This is a genomic window from Novosphingobium sp. BAM6 (assembly GCF_057784955.1).
In genome coordinates this window covers 96,910-113,149 of sequence record NZ_JBYNTR010000008.1, presented here as the reverse complement: position 1 = coordinate 113,149, position 16,240 = coordinate 96,910, and the positions used below count along the sequence as shown (strand labels likewise).

14 protein-coding genes and 1 pseudogene are annotated in these 16,240 nt (G+C 62.8%); 3 read left to right on the top strand and 12 right to left on the bottom strand.

Annotation, left to right across the window (positions count from 1 at the left end; all coding sequences use genetic code 11):
* Positions 1–267: 267 nt before the first annotated feature.
* The 7 genes from AC3EC3_RS16955 to AC3EC3_RS16925 all read right to left on the bottom strand — a co-directional run bounded on the left by AC3EC3_RS16955 (position 268) and on the right by AC3EC3_RS16925 (position 7,757).
* Positions 268–1,098: a 23S rRNA (adenine(2030)-N(6))-methyltransferase RlmJ gene (locus tag AC3EC3_RS16955; RefSeq protein ID WP_488490779.1), complete on the bottom strand. Its 831-nt coding sequence runs from the start codon at positions 1,096–1,098 to the stop codon at positions 268–270.
* A gap of 363 nt (positions 1,099–1,461) precedes the next feature.
* A complete protein-coding gene (locus AC3EC3_RS16950) occupies positions 1,462–2,361 on the bottom strand; it encodes a substrate-binding domain-containing protein (protein WP_488490778.1) in 900 nt (299 codons plus the stop codon).
* Between the two features lie 102 nt (positions 2,362–2,463).
* Positions 2,464–3,405, bottom strand: coding sequence for an ABC transporter permease (locus AC3EC3_RS16945; protein WP_488490777.1), 942 nt, complete (start codon positions 3,403–3,405; stop codon positions 2,464–2,466).
* Positions 3,402–4,220, bottom strand: coding sequence for an ABC transporter ATP-binding protein (locus AC3EC3_RS16940; protein WP_488490776.1), 819 nt, complete (start codon positions 4,218–4,220; stop codon positions 3,402–3,404). Before AC3EC3_RS16940 ends, AC3EC3_RS16945 begins: the two co-directional genes overlap by 4 nt.
* Positions 4,221–4,238: 18 nt before the next feature.
* Positions 4,239–5,093: an amidohydrolase family protein gene (locus AC3EC3_RS16935; protein WP_488490775.1), complete on the bottom strand. Its 855-nt coding sequence runs from the start codon at positions 5,091–5,093 to the stop codon at positions 4,239–4,241.
* Between the two features lie 44 nt (positions 5,094–5,137).
* Positions 5,138–6,190, bottom strand: coding sequence for an ABC transporter substrate-binding protein (locus AC3EC3_RS16930; RefSeq protein WP_488490774.1), 1,053 nt, complete (start codon positions 6,188–6,190; stop codon positions 5,138–5,140).
* 22 nt (positions 6,191–6,212) lie between these two features.
* Positions 6,213–7,757, bottom strand: coding sequence for a carbohydrate porin (locus AC3EC3_RS16925; RefSeq protein ID WP_488490773.1), 1,545 nt, complete (start codon positions 7,755–7,757; stop codon positions 6,213–6,215).
* Between the two features lie 344 nt (positions 7,758–8,101).
* Here AC3EC3_RS16925 and AC3EC3_RS16920 point away from each other — a divergent pair, with 344 nt between their 5' ends.
* Entirely contained in the window at positions 8,102–9,355 is a 1,254-nt protein-coding gene (locus tag AC3EC3_RS16920; protein ID WP_488490772.1) for a LysR substrate-binding domain-containing protein, read from the top strand.
* A gap of 256 nt (positions 9,356–9,611) precedes the next feature.
* Here the strand turns inward: AC3EC3_RS16920 and AC3EC3_RS16915 are convergent, their stop codons facing one another.
* Positions 9,612–10,730 (bottom strand): FAD-dependent oxidoreductase, encoded by a 1,119-nt coding sequence (locus AC3EC3_RS16915; RefSeq protein WP_488490771.1) that lies wholly within the window; start codon positions 10,728–10,730, stop codon positions 9,612–9,614.
* Between the two features lie 62 nt (positions 10,731–10,792).
* Between AC3EC3_RS16915 and AC3EC3_RS16910 the strand changes: the two genes are divergently transcribed.
* Positions 10,793–11,260, top strand: a complete 468-nt coding sequence (locus tag AC3EC3_RS16910; protein WP_488490770.1) for a MarR family winged helix-turn-helix transcriptional regulator — start codon at positions 10,793–10,795, stop codon at positions 11,258–11,260.
* Between the two features lie 197 nt (positions 11,261–11,457).
* Here the strand turns inward: AC3EC3_RS16910 and AC3EC3_RS16905 are convergent, their stop codons facing one another.
* On the bottom strand, positions 11,458–11,865 hold the full coding sequence (locus AC3EC3_RS16905) for a nuclear transport factor 2 family protein (RefSeq protein WP_488490769.1): 408 nt from the start codon (positions 11,863–11,865) through the stop codon (positions 11,458–11,460).
* Positions 11,866–11,963: 98 nt separating this feature from the next.
* Entirely contained in the window at positions 11,964–12,716 is a 753-nt protein-coding gene (locus AC3EC3_RS16900; RefSeq protein ID WP_488490768.1) for an SDR family NAD(P)-dependent oxidoreductase, read from the bottom strand.
* A 116-nt stretch (positions 12,717–12,832) separates the two neighbouring features.
* Between AC3EC3_RS16900 and AC3EC3_RS16895 the strand changes: the two genes are divergently transcribed.
* Positions 12,833–13,732, top strand: coding sequence for a LysR family transcriptional regulator (locus AC3EC3_RS16895; RefSeq protein ID WP_488490767.1), 900 nt, complete (start codon positions 12,833–12,835; stop codon positions 13,730–13,732).
* 122 nt (positions 13,733–13,854) lie between these two features.
* Here AC3EC3_RS16895 and AC3EC3_RS16890 read toward each other — a convergent pair.
* Positions 13,855–15,056 (bottom strand): annotated as a pseudogene (locus tag AC3EC3_RS16890) (transposase).
* Positions 15,057–15,176: 120 nt separating this feature from the next.
* Positions 15,177–16,205 (bottom strand): LacI family DNA-binding transcriptional regulator, encoded by a 1,029-nt coding sequence (locus AC3EC3_RS16885; protein WP_488490766.1) that lies wholly within the window; start codon positions 16,203–16,205, stop codon positions 15,177–15,179.
* Between the last annotated feature and the right edge of the window lie 35 nt (positions 16,206–16,240).

Below are 16,240 nucleotides of genomic sequence, written 5' to 3'. Positions count from 1 at the left end.
CCAGACCTTCCAGATACGGCGCGAGCCACCGCTCAAGATCTGCCTGCCAGTCATCATCCATCGCCAGCCTCCGTCAAAGCTGGCTCCCCATGAATCACAATTCTGCCAAAGTAGTGCTAGGAGCTATTCGCAGTTTATTCATGCTCGTCGCTTGATACGCGTTCACTTCCTTGAGGCATGTGGCGAATGCGGTCTAATTGCCTGTGCAGGTGACATGCTTCAACGCCTGGCAATTCCCCCTTTGGAAGAAGGGGGAAGAGGGGAATTTCAATCGCCCAACCAATCGCATATAATCTCGCCGTTATGCCCTTCGGGGGCTAACGCTGCACGCAAAGCCTCCAGCAGTGGCGGGACTGTCTGCGTGAAAGCGTAGGGCGGATTGACGATGAAGAGGCCCGCGCCGTTATAGATGCCGGGCTGCTCGCTGTCGTACAGCCAATGCTCCACTACCAGAAATTTTGGGATGCCGAGCCTGCGCAACTGCGCCTTCCACAGCTGGTGCGTGACGTTGTCTTTCAGCGGATACCAGATCACCGTTACGCCATGGGCCCATTTGCGATGTGCGGCGGCAAGGGTGGCGGTGATGCGGGCGCGTTCGTCCGTCTGCTCATAGGGCGGGTCGACCACCACCACGCCGCGAGGCGTCCGAGGCGGCACCATGGCCAGCCATAGTTCATAGGCGTCGCGTTCATGTATGGCCGCGCCGGTGTCCCGCATCACGCCGCGCAGGGTATAGGCATCGTCCGGATGCTTCTCGTTTAGGATCAGGGCGTCCTGCGGACGCAGGAGCCGCGTCAGAAATTGCGGCGAGCCGGGGTACAGGCGAGGTTCGTCCCCCGTATTCACCGCCTGCACGGCGGCACGGTAGTCGTCCAGCAAGGGACTCGGGTCGACAAAGGCCTGCAGGATGCCCTTCGAGGCCTCACCGGTGCGTTGAGCTTCGTCACTGCCAAGATCGTACAGTCCGCAGCCGGCGTGGGTGTCGATCAGAGTCAGCGCGCCAGGCTTCTGCTGCAAGGCCCGCAGCAAAGCGATGAGGAGGCTGTGTTTGACGACATCGGCGCTATTGCCGGCATGGAAGGAATGGCGATAATTCATTGCGGTTCAAAAATCCTGACGATCGGCCTTTAAACGAACTGCTGAACCTTCTGCAAAGCGAAGTTATGATCGTGCCTTTCTTTTTAGGTGCGGAAGCGAAGCGTGATGTGATTGTAATAACCAATCCGGTTCCCGGGTGGCGTCCTGCATCGCGTTCAGGCACAAGGCTTCAAGTCTGCGTTGGCGGTCGCCATTGGAGGTGGGACGGCCCATTCGAGACGTTTGGAGCCTTATTCACGATATCAAGTACCTACGGCCAGAACTCAGCACCATGAGTCTCTGCCAAGTTCGGGACGGCTCAGACCAAATATCTGGATATCCGGCATGCGTGATGATCAAGCCCTGTGGTGCCTCCCGATAGGTCTATTCGCCAGTCAGCATTATCGTGGTTTCATCGAACAGTTCCTCTACCGCAATACGGCGAGGAATGATCTTTTGCTCGAAGGCCCAGTCGATCGCCATGGCGATACCCTTGCGGTTGGCCTCGAAGCCCATCGGCGGATAGGGATCGGGCGCGCCACCGTCGGTAAGAGCACGGCTTTCCCCGATCATGCGATAGATTTCGCGCACCACGTCGGGGTGCTCGCGTGCGATGTCGCGATGGATCACGAACATATGGTTGATCGGGACCACGCCCTCGCGCGCGAACCATGCGCGGGCGGCTGCTTCGGGATCGCGGATAAGCGTCTGGATGCGTGGATCCTTGGGCATGTCGTTACCTAGCAGCGCCGCGGCGAGCGAGCCGTCCAGCATCATGTCGGGGATGGAGGCGCTTTCGGGTAGGCGCTCGCAATTGGCCGGATCGCTATATTCGGCCAGGTGGGCATCGTCCGAGGTGCACCACGTCACCTTGTCGAGATCGACCCCGTAATCGTGCTTCAGGATGCCGCGCACCCATAGCCCCGTGGTCTGCGCATAGGTGCGCACGCCCACCCGGCGCCCTTCGATATCCTTGGGTGCCAGATCGTAGAGTTCGCGATTGAACCCGGCGCAGCGGTGCTGGAACCGCCCTGAAATCGGCGCGGGCAGCAACACGAAGGGCTTGCCGTAAGCGATGGCCTGAAGGCAGGTGACGATGGCGAGTTCGCCGCAATCGTAGGCGTTTTCGCGCAGCATCGGCTTGAAGCCGTCATGTGCCGTCTTAGGCCCGCAGAAGTCGAGTGTGACGATCGGCGAGGTGACACGGCCGTCCTTCATCGCGCGGGTAACGGGATAGTCGGCAAGGTTGGTGCGCAACGTAAGTGTCTGCGTATCGGTGGTCATGGCAGGTCTCCGGTGGGCAGCCCTCTCCCATTCCCGGCGCCGCATGAAAGCGGTGCAGGGCGACGGGAAAGCGGCCTTGGGAATGCGGTGTGAGGAGCGGGATCAACCGTCGCGCGTGTCACCGCGCCAGGGGGCGAACATCTGCTCGGCCCGCTTGGCAAGGCTGGTGAGGATCACGCCCATCGCCATCAGCAGCAGGATCGGCACGAACATCGAGGCCGTGTCATACTGGTTGCCGTACTTGACGATCAGCGCGCCGAGGCCGGTGATCGCGGTGAAGAACTCGGCGACGACCATCGCGATGATCGCGCGGCCGATGGCAAGGCGCACCCCGGTCATCATGAACGGCACGGCCGAGGGCAGGATGATCTTGCGAAACACCTGCCATTCGTTGGCGGCGAAGGCATCGCTGACCTCGATCAGCGAGCGGGGCACGTCGCGCACGCCGGCGGCGGTGTTGATGAGCATCGGGAAGATCGCCATCAGCGTGACGATGAACAGCTTGGCGGCATCACCAAGGCCGAACCACAGCGTAACAAGCGGGATCAGCGCGACCAGCGGCGTTGCATAGAGCGCGTTAACGAACCAGTCGGTCGCCGCATCGAAATAGCGATAGCGCCCGATCAGCAGGCCGAACACCACGCCAAGACCGACGGCGAGCAAGAAGCCCATCAGCAGGATCTTGAAGCTGCTCAGCAACGAGGTAAACAGTTCGCCATTCTCCGCCATGACAATGGCGGCGCGCACGATGGCGCTGGGATAGGACATGAACAGCGGGTTGATCTGGCGCCCGAACACCTCCCATGCGCCGATCACCAGCACTATCGAGGCGAGGCGCACGAAGGCGGACAGGTCGCGTTTGCGCGGGGGTGCGGCGGCAGGCGGCGGTACGAAGGCTGCGCCTGCCTCAATAGCCGGTTTGGGCTGCTCGAAGGGCGTGACGGAGGCCGGTGACATGGCAGGGCTCCTTTCGGGATCGTCGGAAGGCCGGGCGCCGGGCGCCTCGGCGCGGAAGGTGTCTTGGGTGAAGGTGGCGTCGGTCATGCCGCCACCGCCTCTCCCCGAATAAGGTTCCAGATTTCCGCGCGGATCGACTGGAACGTGGCATCGCCGCGCAGTTCGGGCAGCGGCGGGCGCGGGCTGGAGAAGGGGATCGGAATGATCTTGCGCACGCGTCCGGGGCGAGCGGCCAGCACGACGATGCGGTTGCTGAGATAGATCGCCTCGTCCAGATCGTGCGTGACGAACAGCGTGGTCTTGCCGGTCTCGGCATGGATGCGCAGCAGTTCGGCCTGCAGAACCTCGCGCGTCTGTGCATCGAGCGCGCTGAACGGCTCGTCCATCAGCAGGATCTGCGGATTGATGGCCAGCGCCCGCGCCAGGCCGATGCGTTGCTGCATACCGCCCGAAAGCTGGTGCGGCAGTTGATCGGCGGCATGGCCAAGGCCGACAAGTTCGAGCAGCTGCGTCGCGCGCGCTGCGCGTTCGGCGCGGGTCAGGCGCTCCTCGGTCTTGCCCATCAGTTCAAGGCCGAACTCCACGTTCTCGCGCGCTGAACGCCAGGGCAGGAGATTGGGCTGCTGGAACACCAGGCCGCGATCGCGACCCGGCTTCGTCACGGCCCGTCCATCAATGGCGATCTCGCCGCCGTCCTGCGCGATCAGGCCAGTGATGATACGCAGCAAGGTGGTCTTGCCGCAGCCGCTCTCGCCGATGATCGAGACGATCTCGCCTTCGGGCACATCGAAGCTGACGCCGCCCAGAATGGTGTTCACCGTTTCTGGGCGGCCACTGCGCAGCTGGGTGTGGAAGGACTTGGCGACATTGTCGACTTTGAGTTTTACCACCGTGTCTTGCATGGGTTCTCTCCGTGAAGTTCAGTCAGCAAGCCGCGCGTAGAGGCTCTGTGCAGTGCGGGCGAAGATCCACTCGCGATCGGTGGCGGAGACCGAGGACAGGCATTCGCGGGCGCGGTCCAGATTGCCTTCGAGGCTGCCTTCCGAGGTGGGGTAGTTCGATCCCCACGCCATGCGCTGCGCCCCGAAGGTCTCCACCAGTTTGGGGAACAGCGTCTCGGGCGTCGCGGCGCCCTTGATGGCATCGACGAATGTGCGCGGGGTCAGCTTGAAATGGATGTTCGCGAACGGCGCGAGGTCGAACAGGCTCTGCGCTGCCGCATAGGGCGGCCCGTCAGTGAAATCGGGCCGCGCAAGGTGGTCGAGCACAATCTTCACGTGCGGGAAGCGGGTGGCGAGTGCGCGGACCTGCGGCAGGCCTGTTGCGCCGGTCTGGATGCAGATCGGCAGGCCAAGCTCGCCGCAGGCCTCCCAGGCGGGATACATGGCCGGGTCTTCCAGTTCGGTGGGATCGAAGGCCTTGGTACTGCCGCCGGTGAAGATGCGCAGACCGACAAGACCGGCTTCGGCCCAGCTATGGATCACCTTGACGGCATCGCCTGCCCGCATATCGACCGAGCCGACCGCGACAAGCCGGTCGGGGTAGCGGTTGCAGGCATCGACGACATAGCTGTTGTCGAATCCGTACGTGGTCGAGGAATGGACGACCGCTGCCTTGTCGACACCGGCATGATCCATCGCCGCGATCAGCGTCTCGACCGTGCTGGGCCGCTCCTTCGACCAGTCCGAGCGCTTGCCGAACAGCGGGGTGGGCGGATAGGCGGTCTCGTCGTCGGAAATGACGTGCGGGTGGATGTCGATGGTGCGGGACGCCATCAGGGCTTCTCCTTGAGTGGGGGCGGAAAGGGATTGGGGGAGGCTCACGAATGCCGCTCCAGCAGGGCAATCGCATCGCGCGCGAGCGACATGTCGGTCGCCTGCTCGAACGGCACGATGCGCTTCTGCTGGCCGAATGCCATGTTGAGCTTCTGGATGTATTCGATGCGGTCCGGCCCGATGACGAGATCGGTGGCGAAGGGCTTATACGTCTGGATGAAGTGCCACTCGGCCTCGTGGTCGGCCTGGGACGCGGAGGGAAACGCTTTGCGCCGCGCACGGATGAACGCGTCCTTGTTGGCGGGATCCTGCACGAAACGGAACATCTTGGCGTAGGCGGCCATGGCCCGCACGATGGTCTCGCGCCGCTCCTTGATGGTCTTGGCCGAGGTCCACGCACCCTGATAGGTGTAGAGCGGCAGCTCCTCCGACAGGTTGCCGTGGGGCAGCGCGTGGACGTGGTACTCGTCGGCCGTGTCGATCAGCGCGGTCTGGGCAAGTCCGGCATCGACCGTGCCTGCCGAAACCGCGCGGAACACGTCCGGGCTGGAGCCGATGTTGACGAACTTGATCTTGCCTGTGTCCACCCCGTACTTGCGCAAGAGCGTGACGGTCAGCTGATAGACCAGCGCCCCGATCGAGCCGGTGCCGATTGCCTTGCCTTCCAGATCCTTCAGCGACTGGACGTTTGGCTTGCCGCTGAACATGGCGAGCGCGGGCAGCAGGATGCCGCCGCCGATGATCTTCATGTCGCTGCCGCGCTCCATCGCCGGGAACGCCTGCCCGAAGCCCGACATCAGCGAACAGTCGAGGCTCTCGCCGACGATCCCGCCCAGAATGCGCGAGCCGTCGGCGATGTTCATCAGATCGGCATCGAGCCCGAAGTGTTCGAGAAAGCGCTCCTGCTTCATCAGCTGGGTCATCACCATGGTAAGGCCGCCAGAGGCATTGGCGATGAGGATCGAATTCGGGCTTTCCAGCGTGTGGCCGCAGCCGGTCAGTCCGGCGGCAAGCAGAGCGCTTCCGCCCGCAAGAATGGTACGGCGCGAGTGCGAGGCGGTCAGGATCTGGCGGGTCTCGCCGATGAGGCTGGTCATGCGCGGGTCTTCCAACTCCTGTTCAATCGTCGGTTGCAGCGGTCGGGGGCATCCCGGCGAGCGTCGCCACGTTCACCACCAGTCGCAGGCCGAACGTCACCATGTTCTTCGGTACGAACGTGATCTTGGGCAGCTGAGAATTGTCCGGGTGAACGATGTACTGGACGTTCGGGGTCAGCCGGATCGAGCGGCCGATCTGAAGGCCGTAGCTGGCCTCGAACGCGTATTCGTTCGGGTTCTCCACGCCGCCACCGCCCAGGCGAAGGCGGGTATCGCGCAAGTACGCGACTTCCTTGGAACTGACGTGCAGGTAGCTGCCCATCAGGCCGATGCTGTCCCTGGGGCGGCTCTTGAAGGGGCCGCGCAGGACGAGCCCTGCATAGAGCTGCCGGTCGACGACTTCCTCGTTCTCCAATGGTTGGAGATAGCCGCCGAATGCGGTCAGGCTGCGCGTGGATTTGGGATCCGGGCGCCAGAAGGTCTTTTCGGCAAGCACGTAGAAACCCGAACGCAGCGTATTGGCACTGCGCTGGGCCGTGCCGGTCAGGCCCGCGGACTGTCCTTGCGCATTGTAATAGGGATCGACGCGGGTGCCCGTGCTGGCATAGCCGCCGACCTTCAGTTGGAAGGGATAGCGCGTTTTGGCCAGGCCGCCGCTGTCGTAAGCCAGCTCGAACGGCACGGTGAACCCGGTCGCATGCTTGATCGAGAAGTCCAGCCCGCGGGTATGGGCGATGAACGGATTGACCTCGAAGATACCGGTCTGGACGGAGCCGTGCGCGCCGACCTTCGCCTTGACGTTCGCGCCCCAGGTGGCCGAGGGCAGCAGCGAATATCCAGCCTCGGAATTGAGGACGGCAGGGATGCCGCAGGCGAGGCCCTGTTGGAAGAAGCAGGCGCTTTGCAGATGACCGTAGAATGCGGTGCTGCCAAGCCGTCCGGCGATGATGTCCACCCGATCATGCAGCAGCTTCTGCTCGATCGAGATTAGCCCCATGTGCCACTGGGTATAGTCGTTCTTGTAGATGCCCTGCTGCTTGATGAACGTGCCCGTCACCTGCTTGGCAAGGCTGCGGCCATAGTCATGATAGAGCGTGAAGTGCAGCGCGCCGCCCTTCCAGCCGATCAGCTTGTTCATGTCGAGGTCGGTGCCGATATAGAACTGGCCGACGTTGCCGGTGCCGCGATGGACACCGCCTGTCACGTTACCCGCAACATCGTTGGTCAACAGCGCGCGGATGCGGATACCATCGTCCGCCCAGCGGTTGCCGATGACGGAGAGCGGGCCGATGCCTTTCTTCGCATCGCCTGCATCGCTGGCTGACTGGTCATCGTCACTGGGCCTGGCGGTATCGGTGTTGCCTGTCGGACCCGACTTTGCGGAGGGCGCGCCACCGGGCAAGGCATAAGGGCCAGTGCTTTCAAGGGCGGTATCTTGGGTGGCGACCTGAGGTAATCCGGGCGATGACACGGGCGCCGTCGTCTGGGCAAAGGCCGTCTGGGCAAAGGCGGGACTTGCCGGGGCAAGCAGGATGAGGGCGAACGAACGTCGCCAAGGCGCAGCCATAAGGGGTCTCCTCCGGGCGCTGGAACACGGCACACGGGCCGTCATGCGAAGCCCGTATGGGCTCCGGTGGAAGCAGGCGCGGCGCAAACGCGCGGCCCTTCCACTCAGCGAAGGACAGGCGCGGCGGCGCGAGGCGCAAAGGGGGCTCAGGCCTTTCGTCGGGTAGACCTCGGGATGGGGAAGCCGTTCATCAGATCATTCCTCTCCGGCCGGGTAGACCCGGTCCTTGTCGCGCGGCCACCTCGTCTCGTGCGGTCCGTCGCTGCAACGAGAGATACGCGTGGCGCAGGAAGAAGGGGGCAAACATTCGGCAACAAAACCCACAAATTCTCGTTAAGGGTTTGATGAAAGAGATCCCCGCCCCCTGGTCGCAGCGCGCTACCCTGCGCCAGCTTGCCATCTTCGAGGCGACGGCAGAGGCGGGAACCGCAGGCCGTGCCGCGCGTCGCCTGCGGCTGTCGCAGCCAGCGGTCAGCCACGCGCTGGCTCGGCTGGACGAAAGTCTGGGCACGCCGCTGATCGAACGCTCCGCCCGCGGCAGTGCGCTGACAGCGGCGGGACGCATTCTCTGCATGCGGGTTGAGCGCATGCGGGCCCACTTGCGCAAGGGACTGACAGTGGCGCTTGTGGCGGAAGGCGATGGAGACGAGGACATCGTTGTCCGGGCGCTGGGGCAACTGACCAGCACGCAGGTCGCCTGTCATCTCGCGGTGGCCTCTGCAGGGTCGTTCGAGGCGGCCGCGCAGGAACTGGCAGTCTCTCCACCGGCCGTAAACCGTGCGGTGCATTCGCTGGAACTGCTGTTGGGCGCGCGGCTCTACCGCCGCAGCGGACGCCGGTTCGAGGTGACGCGCAAGGGACGCGTTCTGGCTAACCAACTGCGACTGGCGCTGGCCGAGATCGATCAGGCACAGGACGATGTCGAGGCTGAACAGGGACGAGGCAGAGGCCGCGTGCGTATTGGCGTGCTGCCGATGACGCCCAGTGCCGTGGTCGGCGCGGCGATCGGCCAGTTGATCGCGCGTCATCCCGATGTCGAACTGCGGATCGAGGAGGGGCCTTATGACTGGGTGGCACCGCAGTTGCGCGATGGCCGGATCGACTTGCTGTTCGGGGCTGTGCGGCCTGAGCGCGTTGATCCGGACTTTGCCGGACAGCCCTTGATCGAGGATCCTTACGTGATCGTGGCAAGGGCAGGGCATCCGGTAACGGCGACCGGGCAGGTCTGCGCCAGGATGCTGTCGCAACAGGTATGGGTTGTCCCCTCTGCCGCCAGCCCGCGCCGCCACGCCATCGAGGAGGTGCTTGCGGCGCTTCCCAGTCGCCCGCGCGTGGTTCTGGAAACCAGCTCCGAACCCATGCTCATGGCCACTCTGGCGGCAAGTGACTGCGTGACGCTCGGCCCTCGGTCACAGGTGCAAGGCATGGCCGCGCAACCTTTGCTGGGCGCAACGGAATTCAAGGGGTTGAAAGTTCAGCGGTCGATCGGCTTCACGGTGCGTCGCGACTGGCTACCCACCCAGATACAGCGCAGCATGATGACGTTGCTGGAAGGTTGTACGTATGGGTTGATAAGCGGATCTGATCGCGGGGCGTGATGTCGTAAGAGACCAAAGGATGCCTTGGGGAAAGCTCTGGTCAGCAAGCGCGCAATCGACCATTGTCGTCACTCAGCCGCCGGTTAAAGGGGCCGTCCGTTATTCTGGCAGTTCGCGACCAGAAGACTTTGTCAGCCCTGGTACCAGGAATGCCGGTTCGCCCCGATACCCGCAGTCCCTTTGGAGGGCTGTTCGTACACCGCTGACAAAGCCGCGATGCGCGATTATCCCTGCTTTTGCAGAAGCAGGCGTTAATTCATCTCTGCAAAGACCCGCTCATGCGCTGCTGGTAATGCTCAAGCACAGGCAAGGCCCCCTCAGGATTGAACACAGAGAGCAGGCCTTGCGCTGATGCTTCAGCGGCATCTTCCGCACGCGCGGCCATGCAGCTTTCATAGGCAGCGATGGCCGTCCACCTGCATCCGTCGCTGATGGCATCGGCCAGATCGACGGCATCGGCGAGCGCAAGATTGACCCCCTGTCCGGCAAAAGGCGACATGAGATGTGCCGCATCGCCCAGTAGCGTCAGTCCGCGACGGTTGCGCCAGCGATGGCCAATCGGCAAGGCATAAAGCGGGCGCGTGCCGATGATCTCGCCGCTTTCCACCACGTGCCTGAGCAACGGCGCCCAATCGGCAAACGCGTCGCACAAGGCCGCGCGCAATGCCTCTGCCGACATATGGCGCCAGGCCGTCGCAATCTCCTCCGGCGCCCGGACACCGGCGTAACCACGAATATGGCCCCGACCATTGCGTTGCGTGATCAGGGCGCGATTGCTCCCCACCGCAAACATCTTGCCGCTGCCGGTCAGCGCATCGATTTCGGGATGGCGGGATATGTCAAAGCCCAGTTCGACAAAAGCGACCCCTTCATAGGTAGGTCGAGCATCGCTGAGCAGAGGCCGAACGCGCGACCAGGCGCCATCAGCCCCAATCACCAGATCGAACGTCTCGCCCCACGCTTCGCCCGCAACCCGGTAACCTGCGTCATCCGGCTCGATCGAGGCAATCCGGCTGTTCCAGCGGACCACATCAGGGGGCAGCGCGTCGATCAGGATCTTGCGTAAGTCGGTGCGGTCGATCTCCGGGCGGTTATGTCCGCTGCCATCATGATCGAAGAGCAGGTGCCCACCGGCATCATAAAGCCGGTCGCCCTGATCTTCCGGGCGGGCGGCAGCGGCGAATTCCCGTTCGAGCCCGGCGCGGCGGATCGCCAGTTGGCCGGTGTCGTCGTGCAGGTCCAGCGATCCTCCTTGTGGCCGCTCCTCGACATGGGCGTCGCGCTCGAACACGACCGCCTGGATACCACGCGATCGTAGCAGTCCCGCCAGCATCAGGCCGCCCGGCCCGCCGCCGACGATTGCAATCCGCTCCATTGTCACAGCCTCCGATTCGCTATATGCATAGGCTCCTATATATAAACATAGGTACCTATGCAATGTCGGACGACCACTGGGATCCGCTAGCCAATCCCGGCCATTACTTCAGCCGGATCTCGCGTGCCCTGACCCGGATTGGCGATGCACGCCTGCGCGATCTGGGATTCGCGACAGCCCAGCTTCCCGTTCTCACCGCTCTGAAGGACGGTGGGCGCCTTTCGCAGACCGAGTTGGCGCGCTGGGCCAAGGTCGAACAACCCAGCATGGCGCAACTCTTGGCGCGCATGGAACGGGACGGCCTTGTCACAAGGGCGCCCGATCCCGGAGATCGGCGATCGAGCCTGATTTCCCTGACCGACAAGGCAATGGAAAGGCTACCGGCAGGCCGGGCTGTGCTGCATCAGGGAAACACCGAGATGACCGAAGGAATGTCAGCCGCGGAGGTCATTATGCTGGTCTCGCTTTTGCAGCGTGTTCTGGACAATGTCGAAGCGATGGAAGCATCAGCGGAATCTGAAAGAACCTGATTTATGGTGGCGGTCGCTTAATTGGATCTGAAATCGGCCGTTCCAGATCTTACTACAGGTCAGCCATGTCCGCTCGCCGGCAAGGTTGGTACACGAACGGCCGGTCCATGTGGATGCGACCGTTCGGCCAAGGTTTTCCGAATGACGGGAAAGCCCAAGTGCTGCCCCCGATCAACTCCCGAAGCTTATAACCGGCATCACATCCGTGCAGCCTTGGATACGGCGAAGCTGTCCTCCAGCATCTGGAAGCGGGCAATGACGCCATCGGCTATAGTCAGGATAATCGTGAACTGAGATACGATCACCTTGTCGGTGGCCTTTATCCGGGTCTTTAGCGCACCGATGATCGCGGCTCGGACATCGCTGGCCAGAATATCCTCGACATCGAAGGCAATCGGTTCGGTGCGCAGTCTGATCTCTCTGATGAACTCGACGAACGCCGCCCGCCCGACTTCGTGCCCGATCCATGGCAGCACCCCATCATCGCCCTGGATCTCGAACTGGAGATTGAGTGCACACAAGGTTGCAATGTCTTCAGGCGTCCGGCCATCGGCGATCCCTTCAAGAAGCGCCTGCGCAATCGTGATATTCTGCTGTTGGCTCATTCTGTTCTTCATCCTCTATGGTCGTCGTGCGTCAGGTGTATCGAACGCCCGTGCAAGGCGTTCGATTGTCGCGGAGAGGTCCGTTCATTTTCCCAGCGTCAGATTTGGGCCTGACCGCCGTCCACGAACAGTTCGATGCCGTTGATGTACGAGGCATCTTCGGAAGCAAGAAACAGCACCGCCTTGGCGATCTCTTCGGGCTGGCCGATGCGGCCTGCCGGGATCTGGCCGACCAGATAGTCCTTGATGCTCTGCGCGTCTTCGCCGCCACCGAACAGTTCGTTGAGACCAGCGGTCTCGGTCAGGCCGGGGCTGACGGCGTTCACCCGGATGCGGCGGTCCTTGAGATCCAGGATCCAGCTGCGTGCGAAGTTTCGCACTGCCGCCTTGGTCGCCGAATATACGCTGAAGGCGCCAGTGCCCTTGATGCTGGTGGTCGATGAGGTGAGAATGACCGACGCGCCATCACGCAGCAACGGCAGCGCCTTCTGCACGGTAAACAGCACGCCCTTCACATTGCTGTCGAACGTGCCTTGATAATGGGCCTCGGTAATCGCACCGAGAGGGGAGAGTTCACCACCTCCGGCATTGGCAAACACGACGTCGATCTGCGCATGCTTCTGCTGTACGGCGTCATAGAGCCTGTCGATATCCGCAAGCACCGCCATGTCGCCCTGCACACCGGTAACGCGCCCGCCGATCAGCTTTATCGCCTTGTCGAGCGCGCTTTGCCTGCGGCCGGTGATGAACACCGAGGCACCCTCCGCCGCGAACGCCGTGGCAGTGGCGAGACCGATGCCGCTGGTCCCGCCAGTGACCACTACTACTTTATTGTCGAACCTGTTTGCCATCGTCTGTCTCCTTCACGGTTCCGGCCAAGCGCCGGTGCCCTGTGTAGATGCAGCGACAACGATGATGCGTGTAGTCAGGAATTATGGCACTTAGCGTTCCACTGGAGGAACGATGAATGCGGATCGACCTGAACGACTATGCCTATTTTGCCGAGGTGGTGGCGCATGGAGGCTTCGCGGCAGCAGGACGCGCCTTGCGCGAGCCCAAGTCGAAGCTCAGCCGACGGATCGCAGGCCTTGAGGCACGGTTGGGACTGCGCCTGATCGAACGATCAAGCCGCCGCTTTCGCGTCACCGATACCGGGCAGGCCTTTTACGAGCGGTGCAAGGCCATGCTGGCCGAGGCCGAGCAGGCCGAGGCACTGGTCCTGCAGGCGCAGGCGGAGCCGCACGGCCGCATTCGGTTCAGTTGCCCGACCGGCATGCTGCAGCCGATCTCGGCTTTGATCTCCTCCTTTCTCGTCCGCTACCCTAAGGTCCGGCTCCAGCTTGTCGCCACCGACCGCGCTGTGGACCTGATCGAGGAGAGGATCGACCTTGCGCTGCGCGTACGCAGCAGCCTGACCAGTGATGCAGCGCTGACGATGCGCTCGCTTGGAAAATCGACGCGTATTCTTGTCGCATGCCCCCAGCTTGCCAGCACGATAGGACATATCGAGCAGTTGGCGTCTTCCCCCATTCTCGCGACCAGCGATTCGGCCGAGGATCTGGAATGGCACCTGGAGGCAGCGGACGGGCGTACCCAGGTCGTCCGCGTCGTGCCGAGGCTGGGATGCGAAGACATGGCAGCCGTGCGTGACGCTGCCATCGATGGGCTGGGGATCGCCATCCTGCCCGATCATGTCTGCCGTGATGCGATAGCATCGGGACGTCTGGTTCGGGTGCTGCCGTCCTGGCATGGACTGCAAGGGATCGTGCATCTGGTCTTCACGACGCGCCGCGGGCTACCTCCAGCCGTCAGAGCGCTGATCGACCATCTGGCCGAGCGCTTTCCATCTGATATCCTGACGGCGTGAGCTTGAGCCGAAACCCGGAAAAGTCATGCTCATTGCGCTTGATGAAAACCGCCCGAGGCTGTGTAAAAACGCGATCTCAGGACGTGCTATATCTGATGGAAACGGGAAGCGAGATTGGCCAATCACGCCCGGATTGCCTGGATAAACGGCTGAACGCCGTAAATCTGGATCATGCGCTTCATGTTGTAGGCAAGAACGCTCAGGCACATCTCCGTTCTCACGGCTTTCAGCGTTTTGGTGAGGAAGGGTGTATGCCCATCCAGGCTTTCAAAGTGCCGAAGACATGCTCAATCTCTATCGGTGCAAGCCCATGGTGCCAGGTAGTTTGTCTAGACGCTGTTGCATGGGATCGAAGACGGCCTCGTGGCCCCATCGTTTGACGTGCTTCACTTTTTCAGGTGTGCAACGAGGGCTGAGGTTGCAACTGTGGCATGCTTCCAGATTGCGGTGCTGGTCGATCTCGCCCTGATGATAGGAGCGGCTTTTGCCTCTGGTCAGATGGACGCCAGCCGGGCAGGTATAGTGATCGCGCTCAGCATCATAGATGCAGTCCGGTCTTGCGAAGAGACCTCGTTGGGCAGGGCCCGGCGTATCGACTTTCGGCACGCAGGGCAGGATGCCGGTGCCGCGCCCCGAAGTTGCCATCGACTGTGCGTCCGGATCGATCAGAGAGATTTGCTTGTCAGGGGCCTCCTCGACCTGGGCGGCCATTCCCTGCAGATATTGCAGCTGGCGCCGTAGCCCGGCGATCTTCTCCCGGATCTTGTCGGCCGGCACCTCGGGGACATCGCTCTCCTTTCGGTTGGCCCGGTAGAGCGTGAGCAGGTAGCGCTCGATGCTTGCTTCAATCTGCTCGATCCGTTTGGCGGCCTTGTTTGCCGTGAAGGTGCGATCCCGGTTGTTCACCGCCTTGAACTTGCTGCCACCCACCGCAACGAGCCCATTCCTCGGCATAGCGACACGAACTGCGAGCACACGCCGCGGATCGCAGCCCCATTGTCGCGCCGGAAATTGGCGATGGCCTTGAAATCGGGAGCCAGCGTGGCGGTCAACCACATCAACTCGCCTCACGCTCAAGCTGGCGGCTCGACTGTACGCTGCTGAGCTAGCCGTACAGATAGATCTTGAGCATTGTCGAAGGGTTATAGGCGGGCCGCCCTGTCGTCGTGGGCTCCATGCCATCGAAGCCCAATACGCTCAGATCCAGCTCAGCAATGAACGCTTCAACAACCCGAACCGGGTTGTCCTATGCCACATAATCGGCAAGCGAGGGCGGAAGTAGACACTCTTGTCGGCGGTCTTCACCTTCAACGAAACGCCCCATTCCAAAGCCTTCCGATATCTTGGGAAATTATACCATAATCCGCCGTTTTGACACAGCCTCCACCCTTTGCGGCCGTTCAGTGGGGGCCAATCTGTCTACGCCGTTCCGTCTATCCGTCCCTCAGCCGTGTGGTGCCACTGCCGAGGCGCGGCGGATCAGATCGGAGGGGAACTGCGAGGGTTCCTCGCCCGCGCTTGCCGGTTCGATCAGCTTCCTTGCCGCCGCGCGCGCCATGGCCTCGATCGGCCAGCGTACGGTTGTCAGCGGGGGCCAGAAATGCGCGGCGATGGCGGTATCGTCGAAGCCGATGATCGAAAGCGCGTCCGGCACGGCGATGCCGCGCGCGTGGGCGGCGTGGATCACGCCCGCCGCCATCTCGTCGTTGCTGGAGAAGATCGCGGTGGGCGGCGGATCGGCGGCGAGCAGACGGTGCCCGGCCTCCAGCCCCGATTCGAAACGGTAGTCTCCGGGGGCGCGCAAGGCAGGGTCGGGCGTGAGCCCGGCGCGCGCCATGCCCTCCACAAAGCCGCGCTCGCGCTCGTGGGCGGAGCGGAAACCGGCAGGCCCGGTGACAAGCCCGATGCGCGAATGGCCGAGCCCCGCCAGCCACTCGACCGCGCCTGCCACCGCCTCGCGGTCGTTCGAGGCGACGAGATGCGCCGGGGCATCGAGCTGCGCCGAGCCCATGCGGACCAGCGTGCAGCCGAGATCGCGGCAGACCGCGGCGAGTTCGTCGTTCTCCGAGATGGGCGGCAGCAGCATGACGCCGAACAGGCGCTGCTGTTCCACGAAGCGGCGGATATCTTCGATCAGCGTGGGTGAGTGGCGATCGACCGGGCGCACCACCAGCGCGAATTCGGTATCGCGGATGGTCTGGAGAATGCCCTCCTGCACGCCCAGCACCATCTGCGCATTGGGGTTGTCGTGGATCAGACCGATCAGGAAATTGCGGCGCAGTGCCAGCGCGCGGGCCTGCGGATTGGGGACATAGGCCAGCTGCGCGATCACAGCCTCGACCTTTTCGCGCGTGGCCTCGTTCAGCAGCGGGGACTTGTTGATGACCCGGCTGACCGTCTTCTTCGACACCCCGGCAAGGCGCGCGACGTCGTTGATCGTCGGCTTGGCATCGGGCGTGGACGGCGGCGGCATCGGCGGGGTTCCTGTTCTGCTTTTTATCGCGTGCT